Origin of the sequence: Streptomyces sp. CRCS-T-1 (assembly GCF_024442335.1) — a bacterium.
Classification (GTDB): domain Bacteria; phylum Actinomycetota; class Actinomycetes; order Streptomycetales; family Streptomycetaceae; genus Streptomyces; species Streptomyces koelreuteriae.
In genome coordinates this window covers 7,036,707-7,062,568 of the sequence record NZ_CP101651.1, presented here as the reverse complement: position 1 = coordinate 7,062,568, position 25,862 = coordinate 7,036,707, and the positions used below count along the sequence as shown (strand labels likewise).

The window sequence follows — 25,862 nt, the reverse complement described above, 5'->3', positions numbered from 1 at the left end:
GGTCTTACTTCTCCTCGGTACGGGACTGGGTGACGGCGGGTTCGTTGCCACCGAGCAGCAGGTACAGGACGGCCATCCGGATGGACACTCCGTTTGCGACCTGCTCGACGACGGTGCAGCGGTCGGAGTCGGCGACCTCGGCGGTGATCTCCATGCCCCGGACCATCGGGCCGGGGTGCATCACGACGGCGTGCTCGGGCATCCGCGCCATGCGGTCGCCGTCGAGGCCGTAGCGCCGGGAGTACTCGCGCTCGGTCGGGAAGAAGGCGGCGTTCATGCGCTCGCGCTGGACGCGCAGCATCATCACCGCGTCGGACTTGGGCAGGGTGCTGTCGAGGTCGTACGACACCTCGCAGGGCCAGGTCTCGATGCCGACGGGCACCAGGGTCGGCGGGGCGACGAGGGTGACCTCGGCGCCGAGGGTGTGCAGCAGGTCGACGTTGGAGCGGGCGACCCGGCTGTGCAGGATGTCGCCGACGATCGTGATGCGCCGGCCGGCGAGGTCCTGGCCGAGCCCGGCGTCCGGGCCGACCAGACGGCGGCGCATGGTGAAGGCGTCCAGCAGGGCCTGCGTGGGGTGCTGGTGGGTGCCGTCGCCGGCGTTGACGACGGCCGCGTCGATCCAGCCGGAGTTGGCCAGCCGGTAGGGGGCTCCGGAGGCGCCGTGCCGGATGACCACGGCGTCGACGCCCATGGCCTCCAGGGTCTGGGCGGTGTCCTTCAGGGACTCGCCCTTGGAGACGCTGGAGCCCTTGGCGGAGAAGTTGATGACGTCCGCGGACAGCCGCTTCTCGGCGGCCTCGAAGGAGATCCGGGTCCGGGTGGAGTCCTCGAAGAAGAGGTTGACGATCGTGCGGCCGCGCAGGGTCGGCAGCTTCTTGATCGGCCGGTCGGCGACCCGGGCCATCTCCTCGGCGGTGTCGAGGATCAGGACGGCGTCGTCGCGGGTGAGGTCGGCGGCCGAGATGAGATGACGCAGCATCTGTCAGGCTCCGTAGGGCAGTTCAGGAGAATTTCGGGCAGACGGGTGCGCGGGGGCGCACTGAGCCGGCGTACGACAGCGGCGTACGCCTGAAGGCGCTACTGGGAGGTCTGCTTGGCACCGAGCAGCACGGTGTCGCGACCGTCCTCCTCGGCGAGCTGGACCTTGACCGTCTCCCGCAACGACGTGGGGAGGTTCTTGCCGACGTAGTCGGCGCGGATGGGCAGTTCGCGGTGGCCGCGGTCGACGAGGACGGCGAGCTGCACCGCGCGCGGGCGCCCGATGTCGTTCAGCGCGTCGAGGGCGGCCCGGATGGTGCGGCCGGAGAAGAGCACGTCGTCGACGAGGACGACCAGCTTGCCGTCGATGCCGTCACCGGGGATCTCGGTGCGGGCCAGCGCACGCGGCGGGTGCATGCGCAGGTCGTCGCGGTACATGGTGATGTCGAGCGAGCCGCACGGAACCTTGCGTTCGGTGATCTGCTCGAGCTTGTCGGCGAGCCGCCGGGCGAGGAAGACGCCCCGGGTCGGAATGCCGAGGAGCACCACGTCGTCGGCGCCCTTGGCGCGCTCGACGATCTCATGGGCGATGCGGGTCAGTACCCGCGCGATGTCGGGCCCTTCGAGAACGGGCCGGGCATCGGACTGCGTGTCGTGCGTGTCCATACGAAACGGACCTCCTTCTCCGCCTCACGGGACGGACCTTAAAGGACGTCGGGATTGCGCCATACACGGTAGCAGGCCCCCTCGATCATTCCGACGGCCCCCTCGGATCACCCATTCGGCCTAACAGAGTGCTGATACCACGGAAGAGTCGGTGCGGACCATTCGGCTTGACGCGGCAGAGTAACGCTGCGTAACCTCACAGTGAGTTACCAGCCGCGCGGTCCGGCAACACAGCTGACCGCGTCGACACAGTGCCGGGGAGCTATATGTCCAGCGAATACGCCAAACAGCTCGGGGCCAAGCTCCGGGCGATCCGCACCCAGCAGGGCCTTTCCCTCCACGGTGTCGAGGAGAAGTCCCAGGGACGCTGGAAGGCGGTCGTGGTCGGGTCGTACGAGCGCGGCGACCGCGCCGTGACCGTGCAGCGCCTCGCCGAGCTGGCGGACTTCTACGGCGTTCCCGTGCAGGAGCTGCTCCCGGGCACCACCCCGGGCGGCGCCGCCGAGCCGCCGCCGAAGCTGGTCCTGGACCTGGAGCGGCTGGCCACGGTGCCGGCCGAGAAGGCGGGCCCCCTGCAGCGCTACGCGGCCACGATCCAGTCGCAGCGCGGCGACTACAACGGCAAGGTGCTCTCGATCCGCCAGGACGACCTGCGCACACTCGCCGTCATCTACGACCAGTCGCCCTCGGTCCTCACCGAGCAGCTGATCAGCTGGGGTGTCCTGGACGCGGACGCGCGCCGCGCGGTCGCCTCCCACGAGGAGGTCTGAGCCCCTCAGCCCGAGCCCTCAGGGGCCAGCGCAGAAACGTGCCGCCGGGGTGGCCGGAACCAGATGGTTCCGGCCACCCCGGCGGCGTTCTGGGGCCTGACGGCCCCCGTCGCGGGAGGAATGCCGGAGGGCCCGCAGCAAGCTTGCTGCGGGCCCTCCGGCATTCCGTCTGTCTCAGTCCTCGTCGCGGCGGAGCGAGGGCTTGAGGTCCTTCAGCCGACCGAGCAGGCCGTTCACGAACGAGGGCGACTCGTCCGTGGAGAACTCCTTGGCCAGCTGCACCATCTCGTCCAGGACGACGGCGTCCGGGGTCTCGTCGACCCAGATCAGCTCGTAGGCGCCGAGCCGCAGGATATTGCGGTCGACGACCGGCATCCGGTCGAGTGTCCAGCCGACCGAGTACTGGGCGATCAGCTCGTCGATGCGCTTCGCGCGCTGCGCGTAGCCCTCGACCAGCTCCATCGTGTACTCGCTCACCGGCGGCTGCCGGGTGTCGGCCCGGGAGAGCCGGACCCAGTCGGCGAGGACCGTCAGGACCTCGGCGCCGCGCTGGTCGCCCTCGAAGAGGATCTGGAAGGCGCGCTTGCGGGCCGTGTTGCGGGCAGCCACGGTTAGCTGTTCACCCGGCCGAGGTAGTCGCTGGTGCGGGTGTCGACCTTGATCTTCTCACCGGTGGTGATGAAGAGGGGCACCTGGATCTGGTGGCCGGTCTCCAGCGTGGCGGGCTTGGTGCCGCCCGTGGAGCGGTCGCCCTGGACGCCCGGCTCGGTCTCCTGGATGACGAGCTCGACGGCGGCGGGCAGCTCGACGAAGAGCACCTCGCCCTCGTGCTGCGCGACGGTGGCGGTGAAGCCCTCGATCAGGAAGTTGGCGGCGTCGCCGACGGCCTTGCGGTCGACGTGCAGCTGGTCGTAGGTCTCCATGTCCATGAAGACGAAGTAATCGCCGTCCATGTAGGAGAACTGCATGTCCCGCTTGTCGACGGTGGCCGTTTCGACCTTGACGCCGGCGTTGAAGGTCTTGTCGACGACCTTGCCGGAGAGCACGTTCTTGAGCTTGGTGCGCACGAAGGCCGGGCCCTTGCCGGGCTTGACGTGCTGGAACTCGACGACGGACCAGAGCTGGCCGCCTTCGAGCTTGAGCACCATGCCGTTCTTGAGGTCGTTCGTGGAAGCCACGGTTGCGGAATCTCCTGGACTGACGTACGACCCCGGGGCACGCACCTGCCTGGCTACAGGGCGAGCAGCTCCTTGGTCGTGATGGTGAGTAGCTCGGGTCCGCCGTCCGCCTCGGGGCGGACGACGAGCGTGTCATCGATCCGGACACCGCCCCGGCCCGGGAGGTGGACCCCCGGTTCGACGGTGACCGGCACGCAAGCGTCCAGTTTACCCATGGCCGCGGGACTCAATTGAGGGTCCTCGTCGATTTCGAGCCCGACCCCGTGTCCGGTGAGGGCCGTGAGGCCCTCCGTGTACCCCGCGGAGTCCAGCACCTGGCGTGCGGCCCGGTCGACGTCCCGGCAGGCGACGCCGGGTACCAGGCTCTCACGTCCGGCGCGCTGGGCGGCGAAGACCAGGTCGTACAGCTCGATCTGCCAGTCTGCGGGAGCCGTGCCGATGACGAACGTACGGCCGATCTCACAGCGGTAGCCGCGATACGTCGCGCCGAGGCAGACGGAGAGGAAGTCCCCTTCCTCCACGCGGCGGTCGGTGGGCCGGTGGCCGGGGCGGCCCGCGTTGGGCCCGGTGGCGACGGAGGTCGGGAAGGCCGGTCCGTCGGCCCCGTGGTCCACGAGGCGTCGTTCGAGCTCCAGGGCGAGATGGCGCTCGGTCCGGCCGACGAGGATGGACTCCAGCAGCTCGCCCAGGGCCTGGTCGGCGATCTCGGCGCCGATGCGCAGGCAGGAGATCTCCTCCTCGTCCTTGACCACCCTGAGCTGCTCCACGGCGGAGCCGAGGCCCGCCAGGCGCAGCCGGGGGGCGACCGAGCCGAGGGCGCGGTGCCGGGCCACGGTGAGGTGGTGCTCCTCCACGGCGAGGGAGTCGGCTCCCTGGCCCGCGGCGATGTCGGCGGCCGCGACGGCCGGGTCGCCGCCGCCGGATCCGGGCAGGTTCTGGACGCGCAGGGCCTCGTCGGGGCGCTCCTGCGCGGTGCGGCCTTCGATCGGGCCGGCACACACCAGGAGGTCCTCGGTCTTGCCGAGCAGCAGAACGGCGCCCTGCGGGGCGGGGCCCGCGAGATAGCGCACGTTGGCGGGGCGGGAGACCAGCGCCGCCGCGCTGCCGCCCGCGTTGCAGTATTCCCTCAGACGCGTCCGGCGGGCCGCGTACACCTCTGACATGACCCGAGCGTAAGAGCTCTGCCGGTTTGGCGCCGGTTGAGGGCGTCTGAGTGGGCGGTGCCCGATCTGTCCGGGTGGGCAGGGTGCCGTTCGGGGAGCGGGTATGCCGCACTCGTTGTGTGCCGTCCGCGGGTGTGTGGGGGCTTGTCGCGCAGTTCCCCGCGCCCCTATGGGGCGCTCACCACTGGGGTGGACTCGCGATGGAGCGGGACAGCACGTCGTTCAGGACCTGGGCCGTCTGCGGGATGTCGAGCTGGGAGTTGTCGATGATCGGCAGGCCCGAGCCGTACCAGCCGGCCATGCGGCCGTGGATGCGGGCGACCTCGTCGTCGCTGAGGCGGCGGTTGCCGGAGCGCTCGGCGTTGCGCTCCAGGACGATCTCCAGGCCCGGCAGGAGGACGACCGGCAGCAGGCCCGGCCCGACGTGCCGCTTCCAGCCGCCGAGGCCGACGACGGGCCGGTCGGGGAAGACGGCGTCGTCGAGGATGCAGGAGATGCCGTTGGCCAGGAAGTTCCGCGCGGCGAAGCCGCAGGTGCGGCGGGCTAGGCGGTACTGCGCCTCCGAGTTGTCGTTCCACCCGGACTGGGGGTCGGCGAAGCCCGAGCGGACCCATTCGCGTACGTCGTCGAGGCTGATGTGGGCCGTGGGGATCCGGCGGTGGTCCGCCCAGTACTTGGCGACGCTGGTCTTCCCGGCGCCCGCGGGGCCGATGAGCAGCACCGCGAGCGTGGTGCCCGCCAGGTCGGGACCCGTCGCGGCGGGCGGCGCGCTGGGCATGGCGACCGGACCGCCCGGCGGCAGCGGCACATGACCGGTGGTGTCCGGCGGGGCGGAGGCCTGATGCGGGGGCGCGGCCGGCCCGGGCGGTGGCGCGGGGTATCCCGGGGCCGGGGGCGGCGGGGGCACGGGGGCGGAGCCCTGGTGCGCACCCGGGTGGTGTGCGGCCGGCGACCAGCCGGCGGCCGGTCCCTGCCCCGGCTGGTGGGGCGGCGGCAGCGGAGAACCCACTGCGTGCTGCATCCGGTGCCACTCCGTCTCGTACAGGCGATGGGCGCTGACTGCGGGGGCGGAACCCGCTGCTACCGAACGGTACCGCCACCGGCGATCGTTGTGTGAACGGCCGGGGGCGGCCCGAAGTGCCCGGCGCCGTAAGGCTGTTTCGGGCAGAAGGAGCGCGGGAGGACTTACTGCCCCACTTCGCCGTACGCGGCGAGCAGCACAGCCGGGTCGGGTCCCTCCAGGACGGTGGGCTTGGCCAGACCGTCGAGAACGATGAAGCGCAGCAGGTCGCCGCGGGACTTCTTGTCGACCTTCATGGTCTCCAGCAGCTTGGGCCACTGGTCGTGGCGGTAGTACAGCGGCAGGCCGACGGCTTCGAGGACGGTGCGGTGGCGGTCGGCCGTGGCGTCGTCCAGCCGGCCTGCCAGGCGGCCGAGTTCGGCGGCGAAGTGCATCCCGACGGACACGGCGGCGCCGTGGCGCCACTTGTAGCGCTCGTTCTTCTCGATGGCGTGGCCGAGCGTGTGGCCGTAGTTGAGGATCTCGCGCAGGCCCGACTCCTTCAGGTCGGACGACACCACGTCGGCCTTGACCCGGATGGAGCGCTCGATGAGCTCGGCGGTGTGCGGGCCGGCCGGGGTGCGGGCGGCCTCGGGGTCGGACTCGATGAGGTCGAGGATCACCGGGTCGGCGATGAAGCCGGCCTTGATGACCTCGGCGAGCCCGGAGACGTAGTCGTTGACCGGCAGGGAGTCCAGCGCGGCCAGGTCGCAGAGCACACCGGCAGGCGGGTGGAAGGCGCCCACCAGGTTCTTGCCCTCGGCGGTGTTGATGCCGGTCTTGCCGCCGACGGCCGCGTCGACCATGGCCAGCACGGTCGTCGGGATCGCGATCCAGCGCACCCCGCGCAGCCAGGTGGCGGCCACGAATCCGGCCAGGTCGGTGGTCGCGCCGCCGCCGACGCCGACGATGACGTCCGTGCGCGTGAACCCGGACTGGCCCAGCGCCTTCCAGCAGTAGGCGGCGACCTCGGCGGTCTTGGCCTCTTCTGCGTTGGGCACCTGGATGGCGACCACGTCGTAGCCCTGCTCGGCCAGGTCGGCGCGCAGCGCGTCACTCGTCTCGGCCAGGGCCTCGGGGTGGACGATCGCGACCCGCTTGGCCCGGCCGCCGATCAACCCGGCCAGCTCGCCCAGGAGTTGCCGGCCCACCAGGACCTCGTAGGGCTCGGTGCCCGCCGTGCCGCCGATCTGGATCCGCGTCTCTGCCTCGCTCATGCTTCCTTCAACTCCAGTGCGTCCAGGGCGACTTCGGTGACCTCTTCGGGGGTGCGGCCATCGGTGGCGACAACGGCCGTGGCGACCTCCTCGTACAGGTGCCGGCGGGCCTCCATCAGCTCGCGCCACTGCTTGCGCGGGTTGAGGGCGAGCAGCGGCCGGGCCGCGTTGAGGCCGGTGCGCTTGACCGCTTCCTCGACGTCCATCGACAGGTACACCACCCGGTGCCCGGCGAGCAGCTCGCGGGTGTCCTGGTCGAGGACGGCGCCGCCGCCCAGGGCCAGCACGCCGTCGTGCCCGGCGAGCGCCTCGCGCACGGCCTGCTTCTCGATGGCGCGGAAGGCGGCCTCGCCCTCCTCCACGAAGATCTCGGCGATCGTCCGGCCCTGCGCGGCGACGATGTCGTCGTCGGTGTCCCGGTATCCGGTCCCGAGCCGCTCGGCCAGCAGCTGCCCGACCGTGGACTTGCCGACGCCCATCGGGCCGACCAGCACGATCAGCGGGGTCACCGGATGGCCAGGTTGTCGAGGTAGGACCGTACGTTGCGGCCGGTCTCGGCCACGCTGTCGCCGCCGAACTTCTCGGCCACCGCGTCCGCGAGGACGAGGGCGACCATCGCCTCGGCGACGATGCCGGCCGCCGGCACGGCGCACACGTCGGAGCGCTGGTGGTGGGCGGCGGTCGCCTCACCGGTGACGACGTCCACCGTCTTGAGCGCCCGCGGGACGGTCGCGATCGGCTTCATGGCCGCGCGCACCCGCAGCACCTCGCCGGTGGTCAGTCCGCCCTCGGTGCCGCCGGAGCGGCCGGAGGTGCGCCGGATGCCCTCGTCGGTGGTCACGATCTCGTCGTGGGCCTTGGAGCCGGGCACCCGCGCCAGGTCGAAGCCGTCGCCGACCTCCACGCCCTTGATGGCCTGGATGCCCATGAGGGCGGCGGCCAGCCGGGCGTCGAGACGCCGGTCCCAGTGCACATGCGAGCCGAGGCCGACCGGTACGTCGTAGGCCAGCACCTCGACCACACCGCCGAGGGTGTCGCCGTCCTTGTGGGCCTGGTCGATCTCGGCGACCATCGCCTTCGACGCGTCGGCGTCCAGACAGCGCACCGGGTCCGCGTCCAGCTTCTCCACGTCCGCCGGGGTCGGGTACACGCCGTACGGCGCCTTCGCGGCCGCCAGCTCCACCACATGGGAGACGATCTCGATGCCGGCCGTCTCCTTGAGGTACGACCGGGCCACCGCGCCGAGGGCCACCCGGGCCGCGGTCTCACGCGCCGAGGCGCGCTCCAGGATCGGCCGGGCCTCGTCGAAGCCGTACTTCTGCATGCCGGCGAGGTCGGCGTGGCCGGGCCGCGGGCGGGTCAGCGGGGCGTTGCGGGCGAGGCCGTCGAGGATCTCGGGGTCGACCGGGTCGGCCGCCATGACCTGTTCCCACTTCGGCCACTCGGTGTTGCCCACCATGATCGCGACCGGGGAGCCGAGGGTGAGGCCGTGCCGGACGCCGCCGAGGAAGGTGATCTCGTCGCGCTCGAACTTCATCCGGGCGCCGCGTCCATAGCCCAGGCGCCGCCTCGCGAGATGGTCCGCCACCATGTCCGTGGTGATCGGCACGCCGGCGGGCAGACCCTCCAGCGTCGCGACGAGTGCGGGACCGTGGGACTCCCCAGCGGTCAGCCAGCGCAACCTGCTCAACGGTGCTCCTCAGTGCTCGCGCCCGTACTGCCCTGCGTACGCACGTCCTCGCGTACGGCGACGGCCTGACCGGGTGCGCGGCCCCGGTCCGCCACCTACGATCCTCCCACGTCCGGAGCGCGGACCCGGCCGCCGGTCCATCAGGCGGACGAGGCCGGGCCGCCGGTCCGCCCCTGCGGCGCGTAGGAACCGAGGAAGTCCGCGCCGCTCGGCTGCCGCGCGGGCTGCGCCTGCTGCGGCGCATAGGCGCCCAGGTGGTCGGCTCCACTGCCCTGCTGCGGCGCCCGCTGAGGTGCGTACTCCCCGAGGTGGTCCGCCCCGCTCCCCTGCCCGTACTGGGCCGCCGCGTGGACGGGCTGCCCGCTGCGCAGGGTCCGCCGGTAGGCGATCTTGCGCTTGATCTTGACCGCCCAGGACGCGAGGACCGCGAGCACGATCAGGGCGATCACCGTGATCTGCACCCAGTCGGGCAGGAATCCCAGCAGCGACTCGAATATCTGGGACTTCACGGACGCCTGAGGCATGCCGGTGGTCATGGTTCGTATCCCCTCCCCTGTTCCGCCCCCTGCGGAACCGAGAGCGGATCCTAGCGGGCCGCGAGAGCGCGTTCGCCCGCTTTTCGCATGGCGTCCAGGGGCGCCGGGGCCAGCCCCGTCATCTGCTCGACCTGCAGCACGGCCTGGTGGACGAGCAGGTCGAGGCCGCTGACGACGGCGCCGCCGTACGCCGACCAGCGGGCGGCGAGGTCCGTCGGCCAGGGGTCGTAGAGGACGTCGAAGAGGGCCGCGGGCCGCTCCGGCACGGACCGGGCGAGGGCGTCGGTGACACCGGCCGGCGTGGTGCTGATCACCAGCGGGGCGCGCAGGGCCTGCGCGGCGTCCGCCCAGTCGGCGATGCGCACCGGGACCTCCAGCCGCTCGGCCCACTGCCGCATCTCGGCGGCCCGGGCCTCGCTGCGGACGTACACGGCGATCTCGCCGGGACAGATCCGCGCCAGGGCGGCCAGCGCGGACGAGGCGGTGGCCCCCGCGCCGAGGACCGCGGCGGCCTCGACCTTGTCGATGCCGTGCTCGCGCAGGGCCGCGACCATGCCGGGGATGTCGGTGTTGTCGCCGGTGCGGCGGCCGTCCGGGGCGCAGACCACGGTGTTCACCGCGTCGACCGAGGCCGCGGTCTCGCTGATCCCGTCGAGCAGCGGGATCACGGCCCGCTTCAGCGGCATGGTCAGCGACAGCCCCGCCCACTCGGCACCGAGCGTCTCGAAGAACCCGGGCAGGGCGGCCTCGTCGACCTCGAACCTGTCGTACGTCCAGCCGCTCAGCCCCAACTCCCGGTAGGCCGTGCGGTGCAGGACCGGGGAGAGCGAGTGGGCGATCGGGGAGCCGAGTACGGCGGCCCGGCGTGGTGCGGCCATCAGGGTGTTCCTCAGTTGTTCCGCGAGGCGTTGAACTTGTCGACCAGCTTCTGGTGCTCGGCGTTGGTCTTGGTGAACTCACTGGTCTTGCCGTCCAGCGAGATGAAGTAGTACCAGCCGTCCTTGGTCGGGTTGAGCGCGCCCTTGATCGCGTCCTCGCCGGGGTTGTCGATCGGCCCGGGCGTCAGTCCCTTGTGGAAGTACGTGTTGTACGGGTTGTCGTAGGACCGCAGCTCGCTCAGGCTCAGGTCGATCTTGCTCTGGTTCTTGATGTAGTTGTACGTGGAGTCGAACTCCAGCAAGCCGTTGGTCTGCGGGTTTCCGGGCTTCATCCGGTTGTAGACGACCTCGGCCATCTTGCGGAAGTCGGCGTGGCTGGTGCCCTCGGCCTGCACCATGCTCGCGACCGTGATGAGCTGCCAGGGGTCCTCGAGTCCGAGGCTCGCGGCCTTCTTCTCCACTCCCAGCTTCTCGTACGTCTCGCTGGCCCGCGCGACCATCTGCTTCAGCACGCCTTCGGGCTTCTGCCCCTTGGCGATGCCGTAGCTGGAGGGGTAGAGGAACCCTTCCAGCGGGTCCTTGACGTTGGGGTGGTTCAGTGCCCAGGCGGGCAGGCCGAGCTTCTTGTAGTCCTTCTTGGCGACCGCGGCGGTGGTGCCCGCCTTGACCTCCAGCCGCTTGTCGATGAGCCGGTAGATGTCGGCGTTGCGCTTGCCCTCGGCGATGATCAGGTTGTCGCGGCTCTCCGGACTGAGCATCAGTTCGACCGCGCTGTCGGCCGACATTTGCTTCTGCAGCGTGTACACGCCGTCCTGGAGCTTCTGGCCGTCGGGGTTGTTCTGCTGCGCCGTGACGAACGCGTCGACGCTCTTGACGACGCCGGCGTCCTTCAGCGCCTGCCCGATCTCGTAGCCGCCCGCTCCCCGGGGGATCTCGACCGTGACCTGCTGCCCGCTGCCGTCGCCCGCGAAGTCCGGGGCGTCGCCGAAACGATCCTGGTAGAACTGGTAGCCGAACCAGCCGACGCCCGCCACGCCTCCGCCGAGGACGAGGGCGACCACCAGGCAGGCCATGCCGTTGCGGCGCTTCTTGGGTTTGCCGCCGCGACCCCGCTGCTCGTCGCGCCGTCGCCGGTCCCCCGGCTCGTCGCCGTCGTCATCGTCGTCGCCGCCCGCGAAGAAGGCGTGCTCGCCCTGGTCGGGGCCGGGGTCCCAGTCGGTCTCCGGCGGCGGCGGCTCGGCCCGGCGCCGGCCGGGGGGCTCCGGCGGCGGATACGCGTCGGGCGTGCCGTAGTAGTCGGACTGGCCCCCGCCGTAGGCGCCGGGTTGCTGCTGCCCGTACGGGCCGGCGGGGTCGCCGGGGTACGGCATCTGCTGGTGACCGCCGGTGGCCCAGCCGCCGTTGTCGTACGGCTGCTGGTGGTACCCCTGGTCCTGCGGGTGACCGTGGTCCCCCTGGCCGGGGTACTGCTGATGCCCGTGGGTCTGGGCCGCGTACTGCTGGCCGTACTGGTACTGCTGCTGCGCCTGACCGTACCCGGCCTGCTCACCGGTGCCCCAGTCGCCGTACTGCGGCTGCTGCGGCTGCTCTGGATAGTGCTGCGGCTGGCCGCCGTAGGGGGACTGCTGACCCGGGTGGGCCTGCTGTCCTCCCCATCCGCCGTCCCCGTACAACGGGTCCTCCGGATGCCACGGTTCGGAGCCTTGGCCCCGGCCATACTCAGTCATCGATCCCCTAGAGCCGCGAGGCGGCGGTAGCTCGGCGTCCGGCCGGGCTCCCGTCCGCCTCTCTCTGGTGCGTCAGCTGTTCGAACACCGGCGCATCGCGCGGAACGTTACCGTATCGCGATCAGATGACCACTTCGACGCCTTCGCCGGGTGCTTTACCTGACACCCGTTCGGATTCAAGCGCCTGCTGGAGGATGACCACCGCGGCTGCCTGGTCGATCACGGAACGGCCCTTCTTGGACTTCACGCCGGAAGCGCGCAGTCCCTGACTGGCCGTCACCGTGGTCATACGTTCGTCGAGGAGTCTGACCGGAACCGGGGCGATCATGCGGGCCAGTTCCTGGACGAAGGCACGGACCTTGACCGCGGCCGGGCCCTCGCCCCCCTTGAGGGAGCGCGGGAGCCCGACGACGACCTCGAGCGGCTCGTACTCCTCGACGAGTTGCTTCAACCGCCGCTGAGCTGCGGGGATGTCACGCCCCGGGACCGTCTCCACGGGGGTGGCGAGGATCCCGTCGGGGTCGCACGAGGCGACCCCGATCCGGGCGTCCCCGACGTCGATCGCGAGTCGACGTCCTCTGCGCATGTGCTCTGACCCGTCTCTTACTTGGCCGTCTCGGCGACCAGGCGCTCCACGGCGTCCACGGCGTCGCCGACGGCGGCCGGGTTCTGGCCACCGCCCTGGGCGACGTCCGGCTTGCCGCCACCGCCGCCGCCGAGCGTCTTGGCGGCCGTACGGACGAGGTCACCGGCCTTGAGGCCGCGCTCGCGGGCGGCCTCGTTGGTGGCGATGACCGTGAGCGGCTTGCCGTTCGCGACCGTGAAGAGGGCGACGACGGCCGCCCGACCGCCCTGGATGCGTCCGCGCACGTCGAGGACGAGCTTACGCAGGTCGTCGGCGGTGGTGCCGTCCGGCACCTGACCGGTCACGACCGCAATGCCGCGGACGTCCTTGGCGGACTCGGCGAGACCGGCGGCGGCCTGGAGGACCTTCTCCGCGCGGAACTTCTCGATCTCCTTCTCGGCGTCCTTCAGCTTGCCGAGCATGGCGGAGACCTTCTCCGGGAGCTCCTCCGGGCGGCCCTTGATCAGCTCCTGGAGCTGGGCGACGACCGTGTGCTCACGGGCGAGGAAGTTGTAGGCGTCGACACCGACCAGGGCCTCGATACGGCGAACACCCGAACCGATCGACGATTCGCCGAGCAGCTTCACCAGACCCAGTTGGGCGGTGTTGTGCACATGCGTGCCACCGCACAGCTCCTTGGAGAAGTCGCCGATGGTCACGACGCGCACGCGCTCGCCGTACTTCTCGCCGAACTCGGCGATGGCACCGGCCTTCTTGGCCTCGTCGATGCCCATGACCTCGGCCTGCACATCGAGGTCGCGGGAGAGGACCTCGTTGATCCGCTGCTCGACGTCGGTCATCACGGCCGTGGGAACGGCGGACGGCGAGCCGAAGTCGAAGCGGAAGCGGCCGGGCTGGTTCTCGGAACCGGCCTGGGCGGCCGTCGGGCCGAGGGCGTCGCGCAGCGCCTGGTGGGTGAGGTGCGTGGCCGAGTGGGCGCGGGCGATGGCCGTGCGGCGACGGGAGTCGATCGAGGCGTGGGCCGTGGCGCCGACGGTGACCTCGCCGACCTGGACGACGCCCTTGTGGACGTACACGCCAGGGACCGGCTTCTGGCAGTCGCGGATCTCGATGACGGCACCGGTGTCGACCTTGATCCGGCCGGTGTCGCCGATCTGGCCGCCGCCCTCGGCGTAGAACGGGGTGCGGTCGAGGACGATCTCGACCTCGTCGCCCTCGGTGGCGGCCGGGGAGGAGGCGCCGTCGACGAGGATGCCGACGATCCTCGACTCGCCCTCGGTGGCGGTGTAGCCGATGAAGTCGGTGGCACCGGCCCGGTCGGCGATCTCACGGTAGGCGCCGGTGCCGGCGTGGCCGGTCTTCTTGGCCTGGGCGTCGGCCTTGGCGCGCTCCCGCTGCTCCTTCATCAGGCGGCGGAAGCCGTCCTCGTCCACGGAGAGGCCCTGCTCGGCGGCCATCTCCAGGGTGAGGTCGATCGGGAAGCCCCAGGTGTCGTGGAGCAGAAAGGCCTTGTCGCCGGGCAGGACGGTGCCGCCGGAGGCCTTGGTGTCGGTGACGGCCGTGTCGAGGATGTTGGTGCCGGCCTTCAGCGTCTTGAGGAAGGCGTTCTCCTCGGCGAGGGCGACCTTCTCGATGCGCTCGCGGTCGGTGATGAGCTCGGGGTACTGCTGGCCCATCATGCCGATCACGGTGTCGATCAGGTCCTTGACGACCGGACCGGTGGCACCGAGCAGGCGCATGTTGCGGATGGCGCGGCGCATGATGCGGCGCAGCACATAGCCGCGGCCCTCGTTGCCCGGGGTGACGCCGTCGCCGATGAGCATCACCGAGGTGCGCATGTGGTCGGTGACCACGCGCAGGGAGACATCCGATTCATGGGCGTCGCCGTAGCGGACGCCGGTCAGCTCGGTGGCCTTCTCGATGACCGCCATCGAGGTGTCGATCTCGTACATGTTCTGCACACCCTGCAGAATCATGGCGAGGCGCTCGAGACCGAGGCCGGTGTCGATGTTCTTGCTCGGCAGCTCGCCGAGGATCTCGAAGTTGTCCTTGCCGATGCCCTCGCCGCGCTCGTACTGCATGAAGACGAGGTTCCAGATCTCCACGTACCGCTCGTCGTTGACGGCGGGGCCGCCCTCGACGCCGAACTCGGGGCCGCGGTCGTAGTTGATCTCGGAACAGGGACCGCACGGGCCGGGCACGCCCATGGACCAGTAGTTGTCCTTCATGCCGAGGCGCTGGATGCGCTCCTTCGGCACGCCGACGACGTCGTGCCAGATGCGCTCGGCCTCGTCGTCGTCCTTGTAGACGGTGATCCACAGGCGCTCGGGGTCGAGGCCGTAACCGCCCTTGTCCTGGGAGCCGGTGAGCAGCTCCCAGGCGTGCTTGATGGCGCCTTCCTTGAAGTAGTCGCCGAAGGAGAAGTTGCCGCACATCTGGAAGAACGTGCCGTGCCGGGTGGTCTTGCCGACCTCTTCGATGTCCGGCGTACGCACACACTTCTGCACGCTCGTGGCGCGGTCGAAGGGCGGCTTGACCTCACCCAGGAAGTAGGGCTTGAAGGGCACCATGCCGGCCGGGACGAGGAGCAGAGTCGGGTCGTCCGCGATGAGCGACGCCGAAGGGACGACGGTGTGACCGCGCTCCTCGAAGAAGCTCAACCAGCGGCGGCGAATCTCAGCCGACTCCATCAGTGGTCCTCATTCCGGTTGTACGAGTACGTCGTCCTGTCGCTGTCGACGGACTTCGGGTTTTTGCTGTTCTCAATGGCGGTGTACCGCCGAGGCGCGGGCAGTTCGGGGTCGCTGTTGATGCCGAGGACATCCCCCAGCTCTTCCTCCCGCTGGGCCATGTTGTCCCGGACGTCGAGCGCGAAGTCGACCGCGCGGTCCTTGAGCCGGTGGCCGGCCTCGATCGCCTTGGTGCCCGCGGCTTTGGCGAGGCTCTCGGGCGTGAGCTGCTTCAGCTTGCGGTTCACCTTGGTGGTGGCCCACACGCCGGCGGCGACGCCCGTGGTGAACCAGAAGGTACGGCGGAACATCGCTTGCTCTCAGTCCCTCTTCCCTCGGGCGCCGCGTCGCGAGACCGTGCGGCCCACGATCACGGTACGCCTGGACGCCTTGGCGGGCACGTCCTCCTTGCGGCCGCCGAGGGCCCGGCGCACGCCGTAGCCGAAGGCGGCGACCTTGACCAGGGGACCGCCGAAAGTCGAGGCGACGGTGGTCGACAGCGCGGAGGCGTTCGACGTCACCTCCTGGACGTCGGAGGCGATCGAGTCGACCCGGTCGATCTGGGTCTGCGCGGAGCGCACCGCCGAGGAGGCGTCGGCCAGCAGCGGGACGGCCTGGTCGGTCACGTCCGCCACGAGCTTGGTGGTCGCCTTGAGCGTCTGGGCCAGCCTCGCCAGCGCGACGGCGAGGAAGGAGACCAGGATCGCCCAGAAGACGGCCACCAGGATTCCGGCCACCTCTCCACCGGACACTGTCTGCACCCGCTCCCTGAAACGTGCCTGAACATCTGCCTGAATACGAGAAAGTCGTGCCACGAGCCTATCGCGCCGGGGGTGCGGCTCCGTACCGGATTGCCGCCCGGCGACGGCGGATTCGCGAAAGCCCGCCGCCTCGCCCGCCCGGAAGGGACGGGGAGACGGCGGGCTGTCGTACCGCGTGCCTGCCGAGGATCAGCGGGCGTAGTACTCGACGACGAGCTGCTCGTCGCAGATCACCGGGATCTCCTTGCGGTTCGGCTCGCGGTCCAGGCGGAACGCCAGGGCCTTGAGGTTCACCTGGAGGTAGCGCGGGGTCTCGCCGTCGGGGGCGAAGCCACCCTCACGGGCGATCGTGAAGAGGGTCTTCTCCTTGGAGCGCTCGCGCACCTGCACGACGTCGTCCGGACGGACACGGAAGGAGGGCTTGTCGACCTTCTTGCCGTTGACCGCGATGTGGCCGTGGACGACCATCTGGCGGGCCTGGTAGATCGTGCGGGCGATGCCCGAACGCAGCACCAGCGCGTCGAGACGGCGCTCGAGCTCGATGATCAGGGCCTCACCGGTCTTGCCCTGGACCTTGGAGGCGCGGTCGTAGGCGCGGACGAGCTGGCGCTCGGACACGTCGTACTGGGCGCGCAGACGCTGCTTCTCGAGCAGACGGACCTTGTAGTCCGAGTTCTGCTTGCGGCCGCGGCCGTGCTCACCCGGGGGGTAGGGACGGGCCTCGAAGTACTTGACGGCCTTCGGGGTCAGCGCGATGCCGAGGGCACGCGACTTCTTGACCTTGGGGCGGGACTGGTTCGCCACTGTGTGTCTCTTTCCTGGTTTTCCGGCTTGTCAGGGTTCTGGGAGGTCGCATCCGCAGCCGGGAAACCCGCCTCGCCCGCGAGGACGTGGTGGGCAGCCGCTCCCTGGTCTGGGCACATACGTGCAGCACGCGAGTGGCCCACCGGCCGGTCCCGTCCGGGGACGGGTGGTGGTGGGCTGCCCGCGACACCGTTCGACGGTGCGCGACGCTCCTGGGGCCGATCCCGGAGGATCGGCTCCGGCCGACTGTCCCGTTCTGACTGCACGGGACGCGGCACTCCGGCTGAGTTTACAGGGTGCTCAGGACCGCTTTCGACCGAGGTTCTTCCGGGTCCATTCGACCGCGTCCGCGTAGCGGGCCTCCGCGCCGTGCCGGGTCGGTGTGTAGTACTCGCGGTCCTTGAGGGCGTCCGGGGCGTACTGCTGAGCGGCGATGCCCTCGGTCAGGTCGTGCGGGTAGACGTAGCCCTGGCCGTGGCCGATCTTGGTCGCGCCCTTGTAGTGGCTGTCGCGCAGGTGCGCGGGTACGGACCCGGCGAGCCCCTTGCGTACGTCCTCCAGGGCGGTGCCTATCGCGGTGGTCGCGGCGTTGGACTTGGGCGCCAGGGCGAGGGCGATCGTGGCGTGGCTGAGGGTGAGGGCGGCCTCGGGGAAGCCGATCATGGCGACGGCCTGGGCGGCGGCGACCGCGATCTGCAGGGCGTTCGGATCGGCCAGGCCGATGTCCTCGCTGGCGGAGATCATCAGGCGGCGGGCGATGAAACGGGGGTCTTCGCCGGCCTCGATCATCCGGGCCAGATAGTGCAGGGCGGCATCCACGTCGGAGCCGCGGATGGACTTGATCAGGGCGCTGGCCACGTCGTAGTGCTGGTCGCCGTCGCGGTCGTACTTCACGGCGGCCCGGTCGACCGTCTCCTCCAGGGTGGTCAGGCCGATCTCCGTCTCGCCCTTGTCGAGGGCGGCTCCGGCGGCCGCCTCCAGGGCGGTGAGGGCGCGGCGGGCGTCGCCGCCGGCGATGCGCAGGAGGTGGCTCTCGGTCTCCTCGGGGAGGGCGACGGCGTCCTTGAGGCCGCGCTCGTCGGTGAGGGCGCGGCGGAGCAGGCCCTTGATGTCGTCGTCCGTGAGCGGTTCGAGGGTGAGCAGCAGGGAGCGGGACAGCAGGGGCGAGATCACCGAGAAGTACGGGTTCTCCGTCGTCGCCGCGATCAGCGTGACCCAGCGGTTCTCGACGGCGGGGAGCAGGGAGTCCTGCTGGGCCTTGCTGAAGCGGTGGATCTCGTCGAGGAAGAGGACGGTCTCCTTGCCGTAGCCGCCGGAGGCGCGGCGGGCGCCGTCGATGACCGCGCGGACCTCCTTGACGCCCGCGGTGATCGCCGACAGTTCGACGAAGCGGGCGTCGGTGGCCTTGGAGACCACGTACGCCAGGGTGGTCTTGCCGGTGCCGGGCGGGCCCCAGAGGATGACGGAGGAGGCGCCGGCGGGGCCTGAGGCCTCGCCGACGAGTCTGCGCAGGGGCGAGCCCGGCTTCAGCAGATGCTGCTGCCCCACGACCTCGTCGAGGGTGCGCGGGCGCATCCGCACCGCCAGGGGGCTGCTGGACGGCTCCTTCTCCTGGCGTTCTTCTGCTGCGGCGGTGAACAGGTCGGGCTCCACGTCAGAAACCCTAAATCACCGCACTGACAATCCCGCCGGGCCCTGCGGCACCGGGCTCAGCTGGTCCAGAAGTCCCACCAGCGGGTCAGGATCAGCATGCCGATGATGCCGATGTGCAGCACGGGCAGGACCCAGGTGAACTCGCCGAAGAAGCTCCTCAGCCAGCTCGGGGCCGGGAGGAAGCCCTTGCGGATGTTGAAGGACGTCACGTACCAGAACATGATGATCGTCGCGACCCAGGCCAGGCAGCACCACAGGCACAGCGCGTTGATCCGGTACAGGGACTGGAACATCAGCCAGGCGCAGAAGACGACGCCGAACAGGCAGCCGGCGTTGAAGGTGAGCCAGTACCAGCGGGGGAAGCGGGCGCGGGCGAGCAGGGCCATGCCGACGCCGATGACGATGCCGTAGGTGACGAGGCCGAGCATCGGGTTCGGGAAGCCGAAGACGGCGGCCTGCTTGCTCTCCATGACGCTGCCGCAGGAGACGACGGGGTTGAGGCTGCAGCCGGGCGTGAACGTCTTGCCCTCGACCTTGGCCTCGAGGAGCTTGAACTTGTCGATCGTGATGACCCAGGCGGCGAGCAGTCCGGCCGCGCCGGTGATCACCAGCAGCAGGGCGAGGGCCCGGCTGCCGCCCTCGGTGCGGGGCGCGGTCTCGGCGCGCTCCGTCTCGGGCTCCATGGAGACGTCCTTGACTGTCGTCTTGCTCATCACGCCGATTCCGTCGCTTGAGGCCTGACCAACTTCGGGCACGGCCATTGTGCCGCACACGGGGGTCTGTCCACCGTTCAGTGGACATAAGGATGTCCGCACGGTCGGCCCTGAGCGCTCGGTTCCGGCCGATGATCGGCGCATGACAGCACACGGGTACGACCTCGCCGTGGACGTGCGGGGGCTGCGCAAGCGCTACGGGGACGTGACCGCCGTCGACGGTGTCGACCTCGGCATCCGGCGCGGCGAGGTGTTCGGCCTGCTGGGACCCAACGGCGCGGGCAAGAGCACCACGGTGGAGATCCTCCAGGGCAATCGGGACCGGGACGCGGGCGAGGTGTCCGTGCTCGGGTCGGACCCGGCGACCGCCACGCGCGCGTGGCGCTCACGTGTCGGAATCGTCTGGCAGGACGAATCCGCGCCCGCCGAGTTGACGGTCCGGGAGACCGTACGGCACTTCGCCCGCTACTACCCCCGGCCGCGCGACCCCGAGGAGGTCATCGGCCTGGTCGGTCTGGAGGCGAAGGCGAACAGCCGGATCAAGGCGCTGTCGGGCGGTCAGCGCCGTCGCCTGGACGTGGCGCTCGGCGTGATCGGCGGCCCGGACCTGCTGCTCCTGGACGAGCCGACGACCGGGTTCGACCCGGCGGCCAGGCGGCGGTTCTGGTCGCTGATCCGTGCCCTGGCCGACGAGGGCACGACGATCGTGCTGACCACGCACTATCTGGAGGAGGCGGAGGCCCTCGCGCACCGGCTGGCCGTCGTCGCCAAGGGCCGGATCGTCGCCGAGGGCGAGCCCGGGGCGCTGCGGGAGCGGTTCGGCACCGAGGCCGTCGTCGAGTGGACGGAGCCGGACGGCAGTCCGCGCAGCGTGCGCACCGAGACGCCGACCCGCACGGTCGCCGGGCTCCTGCACCGCTTCGACGGCGAGATCCCGGGGCTGACGGTCAGCCGGCCCACGCTGGAGGACGTCTACCTCCGGCTCACCGGACAGGAGGACGGGGCATGACCACGACCGTCGTACGGGAGCGCGGGGAGGTCGGCGCGGAGCGGCTGCCCGGTGCGTGGGGGCTCGGGCTGCGGCGGGGCGCGCTGGAGATCAAACAGTTCTTCCGGCAGCGCGACCAGGTGGTGTTCACCTTCGCCTTCCCGGTCGTCTTCCTGTTCCTGTTCGCATCGATCTTCAAGGACGACGTGGAGGGGGCGGGTATCACCGCCTCGCAGCTGTACGTCCCGGCGATGATGGCCGCCGGCATCATGTCGACGAGTTTCCAGGCGCTCGGCATCTCGATCGCCGTCGAGCGGCAGGACAAGGTGCTGCGCCGGCTGCGCGGTACGCCGATGCCGCCGACGGCGTATTTCCTGGGCAAGATCTGGCTGGTTCTTTTCACGGGTCTGCTGGAGACGGTGATCCTGCTCGCGATCGGCACGGCCTTCTACGACGTGGACCTGCCCTCGGGCGCGGGCCGCTGGTTCGATCTGGTGTGGATCTTCGTGCTGGGGATCACGGCGTGCGCCCTGCTCGGCATCGCGATCAGTTCGGTGCCGAAGTCCGCGAACAGTGCCAGTTCCGTGGTCGTCCTGCCGTTCCTGGTGCTGCAGTTCATCTCCGGGGTGTACATCGCCATCGGCACCATCCCGGACTGGATGCTGACGGTCGGTGCGCTGTTCCCGCTGAAGTGGATGTGCCAGGGGCTGCGCGGGGTGTTCCTGCCGGAGTCGGCGCAGGTGCTGGAGCAGGCGGGGAGCTGGGAGCTCGGGCGCGTGGCTCTGGTGCTCGCCGCGTGGTGCGTCGGAGGATTGGCGCTGTGCCTGCTGACGTTCCGCTGGAAGGACCGGCGCGAGGGATGAGCGATGCGGCGGACGCCGGCAGCGCCTACCACTGGGAGCGCTCGTTCCGGATCTGGGACACGTACTTCGCGCTCATCTGGCTGGCCACCGTGGCCTATGCGCTGGCCGCGGAGCATCCCGGCTGGCCGGTCCGTGCGATCGCGCCCGCGCTGCTCGTCCCGCTGGTCCCGCTGTACGTGGTGGTCGGGCGGCGTCTGATCCAGGGCGATCCGCCCGACCAGCGGCGGACGGTCGGCTATCTGGCTGCGGCGCTGGCGTTGTTCCTGCCGTCGGCGGTGCTCGCCGGTGAGACGCGGCTGCTGGCGTTCGCGCTGATCCCGCAGTGCTTCATGACGCTGCGGCTGCGATCGGCACTGATGGCCGTGGCCGTGATCAACCTGGTGCCCGTGGCGGGCTGGGCGCTGCTGTGGCGTCCCGACACCCGGGACGTGGTCTTCAATGTGCTGTTCTGCGTGGTCACGCTGGTGTTCTCGGTGGCGCTCGGCATCTGGACCATCCGGATCATCGAACAGAGCCAGGAGCGGGCCGAGTTGATCGCGGAGCTGGACGCGAGCCGGCACGAGATCGGCCGGCTGTCGGAGGCCCATGGGGCACTGGCCGAGCGGGAGCGGCTGGCCCGGGAGATCCACGACACGCTCGCGCAGGGCTTCACCAGTCTGGTGATGCTGGTCCAGGCGGTCGAGGCGGAGCTGGATCACGACCTGCCCGAGGCGCGGCGGCATCTGCGGCTGATGGACGAGACGGCCCGGCAGAACCTCGCCGAGGCCCGGGCCCTGGTCGCCGGGGGCGCTCCCGCCGACCTCGACGGCGCGTCCCTGCCGGATGCGCTGCGGCGCCTCGCCACGCGGCATGACGCGAGGCTGGAGGTGACCGGGCCGGTGCGGATGCTGCCCGCCGGGCCCGAGGTGGTCGCCCTGCGCGCCTGCCAGGAGGCGCTGGCCAATGCCCGTAAGCACGCGGGGAGTTCGGTGACGGTCGGGGTGTCGCTGGCGTACGGGGACGACTCGCTGATGGTGTCCGTACGGGACGACGGCTGCGGTTTCGATCCGGCGGCGGTCCGTGGCGGATACGGTCTCGCGGGGCTGCGGGCCCGGGCCGTCGAGGTGGGCGGCACCGCGGAGGTGCGCAGTGCCCCGGGTGACGGCACGGCCGTGACCGTCCGGCTGCCGGTCGTGAGGAGAGAGCTGCCGTGATCCGGATCATCCTGGCCGACGACCATCCCGTCGTACGGGAGGGGCTGCGGGCGATGCTCAGTGCCGAGTCGGACCTGGAGGTCGTCGCCGACGCGTCCAGTGGTCCGCAGGCGGAGGCGCTGGCGGCGGAGTTGCGGCCCGACATCGTGCTGATGGATCTGCGGATGCCGGGTGGCGGCGGTGTGGACTCCATCGTGCGGATGACGCGGGCCGGGCTGCCGTGCCGGGTGGTCGTGCTGACGACGTACGAGACGGACCGGGACATCCTGCGAGCCGTGGAGGCCGGGGCCGCGGGCTATCTGCTGAAGGACCTGCCGCGTGCCGAACTCGCCGAGGCCGTACGGGCGGCGGCACGCGGCGAGACGGTCCTCGCGCCGTCCGTCGCCGCCCGGCTGGTGGACCAGTTGCGGACCAAGCCGGAGCGGCCGCGGCTGTCGGAGCGCGAGGTGGCGGTGCTGCGGCTGGTCGCGGAGGGCTGCACGAACGCGGAGATCGGGCGCCGGTTGTTCATCGGGGAGTCGACGGTGAAGACGTATCTGCTGCGGATCTTCGGCAAGCTGGGGGTGGACGACCGGACTGCGGCCGTCACCAGCGCGATGCGGTTCGGGCTGCTGGAGCAGTGAGGAAGGCGCCGGATGGCTCCGGCGCCTTCGCGCTCACGTCAGCCCAGCCGGGCCTCCAGCTCGGCCACGATCTCGTTCACTCCCACTGCCGTCTGCTCGCCCGACTCCATGTCCTTGAGCTGGACGACGCCCTCGGCGAGGTCCCTCTCCCCCGCCACGACCGTGTAGCGGGCGCCGCTGCGGTTGGCGTTCTTCATGGCGCCCTTGAGGCCCTTGGAGCCGTAGGAGAAGTCGGCCGCGATGCCGTTCTTGCGGAGTTCCGTGACCTTGGCGAACAGGACGCGGCGGGCCTCCTCGCCGAGCGGGACGGCGAACACGCTGGTGGTGGCGGGGAGTTCGAGTTCGACGCCCTCCGCCTCCAGGGCGAGGACCGTGCGGTCGACGCCGAGGGCCCAGCCGACGGACGGCAGGGCGGGGCCGCCGATCATCTCGGAGAGACCGTCGTAGCGGCCGCCGCCGCCCACCGCGGACTGGGAGCCGAGGCCGTCGTGGACGAACTCGAAGGTGGTGCGGGTGTAGTAGTCGAGGCCGCGGACCAGCTTCACGTCGTCCTCGAAGGCGACGCCCGCCGCCGTGATCAGCTCGCGGACCTCCTCGTGGTACGCCTTGCACGCGTCACAGAGGTAGTCGCGAAGGAGCGGGGCGTCGCCCAGCTGCTTCTGGACCGTCTCACGCTTGTCGTCGAGGACGCGCAGCGGGTTGATCTCCGCCCGGCGCAGGGTGTCCTCGTCCAGGTCGAGGCCGCGCAGGAAGTCCTGCAGTGCCGTGCGGTACACCGGGCGGCACTCCTGGTCGCCCAGGCTGTTGAGCAGGATCCGGAAGTTGCTCAGGCCCAGCGAGCGGTACGCCTGGTCGGCCAGGATGATCAGCTCGGCGTCCAGCGCCGGGTCCTCCGCGCCGATCGCCTCGGCGCCGACCTGCGAGAAGTGGCGGTAGCGGCCCTTCTGGGGACGCTCGTAGCGGTAGTACGAACCGGAGTACCAGAGCTTGACCGGGAGGTTGCCGGCCTTGTGCAGGTTGGCCTCCAGCGCGGCGCGCAGGACGGACGCCGTGCCTTCGGGGCGCAGGGCCAGCCTGTCGCCGCCCTTGGTCTCGAAGGCGTACATCTCCTTCGTCACGATGTCCGTCGACTCGCCGACACCGCGTGCGAAGAGCTCGACGTTCTCGAAGCCCGGCGTCTCGATGTAGCCGTAGCCGGAGTCCCGCAGCGGAGCGGCGATCGCCTCACGGACCGCCAGGTACTTCGCGGAGTCCGGCGGGATCAGGTCGTACGTGCCCTTGGGGGCCTTGAAGGTGCTCACGGAAGGTCTCGTCACATTCCTCGTCGGGGAGCGGGCTGAGCTCCCTGGCCGGCCGCCACCTGCCGCAGATACGGGTTGGTGGCGCGCTCCTGGCCGATGGTCGTCTGGGGGCCGTGGCCGGACAGCACCACGGTCGAGTCGTCGAGCGGCAGGCACACGCGGCCCAGCGAGTCGAGCATCTCGGCCATGTCACCGCCGGGCAGGTCGGTGCGTCCGATGGAGCCGGCGAACAGCAGGTCGCCCGAGAACAGGATCGGCGGGATGTCCGCCGCCTCGGGCATGCCGAAGGTCACCGACCCCTTGGTATGGCCGGGCGCGTGCGCGACGGACAGCTCCAGGCCCGCCAGCTCCAGCTTCGCCCCGTCGGCCAGCTCCTTGACGTCGTCCGGCTCCCCCACGGTCAGTTCACCCAGGAGCGGCATCCCGATGGAACGGCCGATCCCCTTCTCGGGGTCGTTCATCATGTACCGGTCGTCGGGGTGGATCCAGGCGGGCACGTCGTGCGCGCCGCACACCGGGACGACCGAGGCGACATGGTCGATGTGGCCGTGGGTGAGGACGACGGCGACGGGCTTGAGCCGATGCTTTCTGATCGCTTCCTCGACGCCGTCGGCGGCCTGATGGCCGGGGTCGATGATCACGCACTCCTCACCGGCGGCGGGGGCGACGAGGTAGCAGTTCGTCCCCCAGGCCCCGGCGGGGAACCCGGCAATGAGCACGATCGTCCTTCGTTGTGTCGATACGGGAGGCTGCGGCTGGTGACAGAGCCTACCGGCGCTGCCGATTCCTCAGCGAACCCATATACGGTACGGGGCACACGCAGGCGCTCGGCACACAGGACGCACGCGTACCGGTCGACGCATCAGACTCATGAGGAGAGAACCCGGTGGTCAGCCAGGAACAGCGGCGGCGTCAGCTCGCCCGGGAGAAGTTCTTGCGGCAGCAGCAGCGACGCACGGACGCTCGACGCAAGGCCCGTATCCGCAACTCCGTGATCGCCTCGGTCCTCGGCGTGGTCGTGGTGCTCTCCGTGACGGTCTTCCTGACCAAGCCGTTCGAGGACAACGGCAAGACGGAGAACGCGAACGCGGACGTCACACCGAGTGCGACGCCCAGCAAGGCCCCGGATCCGTGCGAGAAGCCCGCCGCGGGCAAGGTCGAGTCGCAGACCTGGAAGAAGGAACCCGCGATGTCGATCGACGAGTCGGCGAAGTACACGATGAAGCTGGACACGACGTGCGGTGAGATAGACGTCGCGCTGAAGGCGTCGGCGGCGCCGCACACCGTCAACTCGTTCAACTACCTTCTCGGCAAGGGGTACTTGGACCACAGCAAGTGCCACCGGCTCACCAACCAGGGCATCTACGTCCTGCAGTGCGGTGACCCGCAGGGCACCGGCATGGGCGGACCGGGCTACACGATCCCGGACGAGAACCTCAAGGACAAGAGCCTCAAGGGCGGGGTGTACCCGGCGGGCACGGTCGCGATGGCGAACCAGTACAACGCCCAGACGAAGCAGGGACGGGACAGCGGCGGCAGCCAGTTCTTCCTCGTCTACCAGGACAGTCAGCTGCCGCCCGACTACACACCGTTCGGTACGGTGTCCGAGGCGGGCATGAAGGTCCTGACGAAGATCGCCAAGGCCGGAGCCGAGGCTCCCGACCCTCAGACGGGCAATACGGCGCCCAATGCGACGGTCGTGATCAACAAGGCCACGATCACCGAATCCTGACCCCCAACTGCGAAATTTCGGTCGCGCGGGATGCGGACACGCCCCCCGCC

27 protein-coding genes are annotated in these 25,862 nt (G+C 70.4%); 6 read left to right on the top strand and 21 right to left on the bottom strand.

Annotation, left to right across the window (positions count from 1 at the left end):
• Positions 1 to 4: 4 nt before the first annotated feature.
• Positions 5 to 982, bottom strand: a complete 978-nt coding sequence (locus NNW99_RS32065) for an aspartate carbamoyltransferase catalytic subunit (RefSeq protein ID WP_215122641.1) — start codon at positions 980 to 982, stop codon at positions 5 to 7.
• Between the two features lie 98 nt (positions 983 to 1,080).
• Positions 1,081 to 1,647: a bifunctional pyr operon transcriptional regulator/uracil phosphoribosyltransferase PyrR gene (pyrR, locus tag NNW99_RS32060; protein WP_184597184.1), complete on the bottom strand. Its 567-nt coding sequence runs from the start codon at positions 1,645 to 1,647 to the stop codon at positions 1,081 to 1,083.
• A gap of 266 nt (positions 1,648 to 1,913) precedes the next feature.
• On the opposite strand from pyrR, the gene bldD reads away from it, so the two are divergent.
• The gene (gene bldD / locus NNW99_RS32055; protein ID WP_190206437.1) at positions 1,914 to 2,417 is read left to right on the top strand and encodes a transcriptional regulator BldD; all 504 of its coding nucleotides are present in this window, start codon (positions 1,914 to 1,916) and stop codon (positions 2,415 to 2,417) included.
• Between the two features lie 174 nt (positions 2,418 to 2,591).
• Here bldD and nusB read toward each other — a convergent pair whose 3' ends face one another.
• The 17 genes from nusB to NNW99_RS31970 all read right to left on the bottom strand — a co-directional run bounded on the left by nusB (position 2,592) and on the right by NNW99_RS31970 (position 19,112).
• Positions 2,592 to 3,026 (bottom strand): transcription antitermination factor NusB, encoded by a 435-nt coding sequence (gene nusB / locus NNW99_RS32050; protein WP_184597187.1) that lies wholly within the window; start codon positions 3,024 to 3,026, stop codon positions 2,592 to 2,594.
• A 2-nt stretch (positions 3,027 to 3,028) separates the two neighbouring features.
• Positions 3,029 to 3,595, bottom strand: a complete 567-nt coding sequence (gene efp, locus NNW99_RS32045; RefSeq protein ID WP_215122640.1) for an elongation factor P — start codon at positions 3,593 to 3,595, stop codon at positions 3,029 to 3,031.
• A 53-nt stretch (positions 3,596 to 3,648) separates the two neighbouring features.
• A complete protein-coding gene (locus NNW99_RS32040) occupies positions 3,649 to 4,758 on the bottom strand; it encodes an aminopeptidase P family protein (RefSeq protein WP_215122639.1) in 1,110 nt (369 codons plus the stop codon).
• A gap of 178 nt (positions 4,759 to 4,936) precedes the next feature.
• On the bottom strand, positions 4,937 to 5,779 hold the full coding sequence (locus NNW99_RS32035; protein WP_215122638.1) for a Pro-rich N-terminal domain-containing protein: 843 nt from the start codon (positions 5,777 to 5,779) through the stop codon (positions 4,937 to 4,939).
• A 164-nt stretch (positions 5,780 to 5,943) separates the two neighbouring features.
• Positions 5,944 to 7,035, bottom strand: a complete 1,092-nt coding sequence (aroB, locus tag NNW99_RS32030; protein ID WP_215122637.1) for a 3-dehydroquinate synthase — start codon at positions 7,033 to 7,035, stop codon at positions 5,944 to 5,946.
• Complete coding sequence (locus NNW99_RS32025) at positions 7,032 to 7,514, bottom strand: shikimate kinase (RefSeq protein WP_251058149.1); 483 nt, start codon at positions 7,512 to 7,514, stop codon at positions 7,032 to 7,034. The genes aroB and NNW99_RS32025 overlap by 4 nt, the downstream gene beginning before the upstream one ends.
• Positions 7,515 to 7,540: 26 nt before the next feature.
• Positions 7,541 to 8,725, bottom strand: coding sequence for a chorismate synthase (gene aroC / locus NNW99_RS32020; RefSeq protein ID WP_215122635.1), 1,185 nt, complete (start codon positions 8,723 to 8,725; stop codon positions 7,541 to 7,543).
• 140 nt (positions 8,726 to 8,865) lie between these two features.
• Positions 8,866 to 9,261, bottom strand: a complete 396-nt coding sequence (locus NNW99_RS32015; RefSeq protein WP_215122634.1) for a hypothetical protein — start codon at positions 9,259 to 9,261, stop codon at positions 8,866 to 8,868.
• Between the two features lie 50 nt (positions 9,262 to 9,311).
• Positions 9,312 to 10,139, bottom strand: coding sequence for a shikimate dehydrogenase (locus NNW99_RS32010; protein WP_215122633.1), 828 nt, complete (start codon positions 10,137 to 10,139; stop codon positions 9,312 to 9,314).
• An 11-nt stretch (positions 10,140 to 10,150) separates the two neighbouring features.
• Entirely contained in the window at positions 10,151 to 11,866 is a 1,716-nt protein-coding gene (gene mltG / locus NNW99_RS32005; RefSeq protein ID WP_215122632.1) for an endolytic transglycosylase MltG, read from the bottom strand.
• A gap of 121 nt (positions 11,867 to 11,987) precedes the next feature.
• Positions 11,988 to 12,452 carry a Holliday junction resolvase RuvX gene (gene ruvX / locus NNW99_RS32000; protein WP_215122631.1) on the bottom strand — a complete coding sequence of 155 codons (465 nt, stop codon included), beginning with the start codon at positions 12,450 to 12,452 and terminating at the stop codon, positions 11,988 to 11,990.
• 17 nt (positions 12,453 to 12,469) lie between these two features.
• A complete protein-coding gene (gene alaS / locus NNW99_RS31995; protein WP_215122630.1) occupies positions 12,470 to 15,142 on the bottom strand; it encodes an alanine--tRNA ligase in 2,673 nt (890 codons plus the stop codon).
• Positions 15,142 to 15,492 (bottom strand): hypothetical protein, encoded by a 351-nt coding sequence (locus NNW99_RS31990; RefSeq protein ID WP_215122629.1) that lies wholly within the window; start codon positions 15,490 to 15,492, stop codon positions 15,142 to 15,144. Before NNW99_RS31990 ends, alaS begins: the two co-directional genes overlap by 1 nt.
• Before the next feature lie 9 nt (positions 15,493 to 15,501).
• Complete coding sequence (locus tag NNW99_RS31985) at positions 15,502 to 15,942, bottom strand: DUF948 domain-containing protein (protein WP_215122628.1); 441 nt, start codon at positions 15,940 to 15,942, stop codon at positions 15,502 to 15,504.
• 189 nt (positions 15,943 to 16,131) lie between these two features.
• Positions 16,132 to 16,746, bottom strand: a complete 615-nt coding sequence (rpsD, locus tag NNW99_RS31980; protein WP_053668303.1) for a 30S ribosomal protein S4 — start codon at positions 16,744 to 16,746, stop codon at positions 16,132 to 16,134.
• A 300-nt stretch (positions 16,747 to 17,046) separates the two neighbouring features.
• Positions 17,047 to 18,399: a replication-associated recombination protein A gene (locus tag NNW99_RS31975; RefSeq protein WP_215122627.1), complete on the bottom strand. Its 1,353-nt coding sequence runs from the start codon at positions 18,397 to 18,399 to the stop codon at positions 17,047 to 17,049.
• A 56-nt stretch (positions 18,400 to 18,455) separates the two neighbouring features.
• A complete protein-coding gene (locus NNW99_RS31970; RefSeq protein WP_215122626.1) occupies positions 18,456 to 19,112 on the bottom strand; it encodes a vitamin K epoxide reductase family protein in 657 nt (218 codons plus the stop codon).
• 142 nt (positions 19,113 to 19,254) lie between these two features.
• Here NNW99_RS31970 and NNW99_RS31965 point away from each other — a divergent pair, with 142 nt between their 5' ends.
• From NNW99_RS31965 to NNW99_RS31950, 4 genes are read left to right on the top strand one after another with little or no spacing between them, the layout of a single operon-like run.
• Positions 19,255 to 20,121 carry an ABC transporter ATP-binding protein gene (locus NNW99_RS31965; RefSeq protein WP_215122625.1) on the top strand — a complete coding sequence of 289 codons (867 nt, stop codon included), beginning with the start codon at positions 19,255 to 19,257 and terminating at the stop codon, positions 20,119 to 20,121.
• Positions 20,118 to 20,963, top strand: a complete 846-nt coding sequence (locus NNW99_RS31960) for an ABC transporter permease (protein WP_215122624.1) — start codon at positions 20,118 to 20,120, stop codon at positions 20,961 to 20,963. The genes NNW99_RS31965 and NNW99_RS31960 overlap by 4 nt, the downstream gene beginning before the upstream one ends.
• The gene (locus NNW99_RS31955; protein ID WP_215122623.1) at positions 20,960 to 22,156 is read left to right on the top strand and encodes a sensor histidine kinase; all 1,197 of its coding nucleotides are present in this window, start codon (positions 20,960 to 20,962) and stop codon (positions 22,154 to 22,156) included. Before NNW99_RS31960 ends, NNW99_RS31955 begins: the two co-directional genes overlap by 4 nt.
• Positions 22,153 to 22,779 carry a response regulator transcription factor gene (locus NNW99_RS31950; protein ID WP_215122622.1) on the top strand — a complete coding sequence of 209 codons (627 nt, stop codon included), beginning with the start codon at positions 22,153 to 22,155 and terminating at the stop codon, positions 22,777 to 22,779. The genes NNW99_RS31955 and NNW99_RS31950 overlap by 4 nt, the downstream gene beginning before the upstream one ends.
• Before the next feature lie 38 nt (positions 22,780 to 22,817).
• Here NNW99_RS31950 and hisS read toward each other — a convergent pair whose 3' ends face one another.
• Together hisS and NNW99_RS31940 are read right to left on the bottom strand one after the other, a co-directional pair.
• Positions 22,818 to 24,080 (bottom strand): histidine--tRNA ligase, encoded by a 1,263-nt coding sequence (gene hisS / locus NNW99_RS31945; RefSeq protein WP_215122621.1) that lies wholly within the window; start codon positions 24,078 to 24,080, stop codon positions 22,818 to 22,820.
• A gap of 11 nt (positions 24,081 to 24,091) precedes the next feature.
• Positions 24,092 to 24,799 (bottom strand): MBL fold metallo-hydrolase, encoded by a 708-nt coding sequence (locus NNW99_RS31940; protein ID WP_215122620.1) that lies wholly within the window; start codon positions 24,797 to 24,799, stop codon positions 24,092 to 24,094.
• A 167-nt stretch (positions 24,800 to 24,966) separates the two neighbouring features.
• Between NNW99_RS31940 and NNW99_RS31935 the strand changes: the two genes are divergently transcribed.
• Complete coding sequence (locus NNW99_RS31935; protein WP_215122619.1) at positions 24,967 to 25,812, top strand: peptidylprolyl isomerase; 846 nt, start codon at positions 24,967 to 24,969, stop codon at positions 25,810 to 25,812.
• Positions 25,813 to 25,862: the final 50 nt, after the last annotated feature.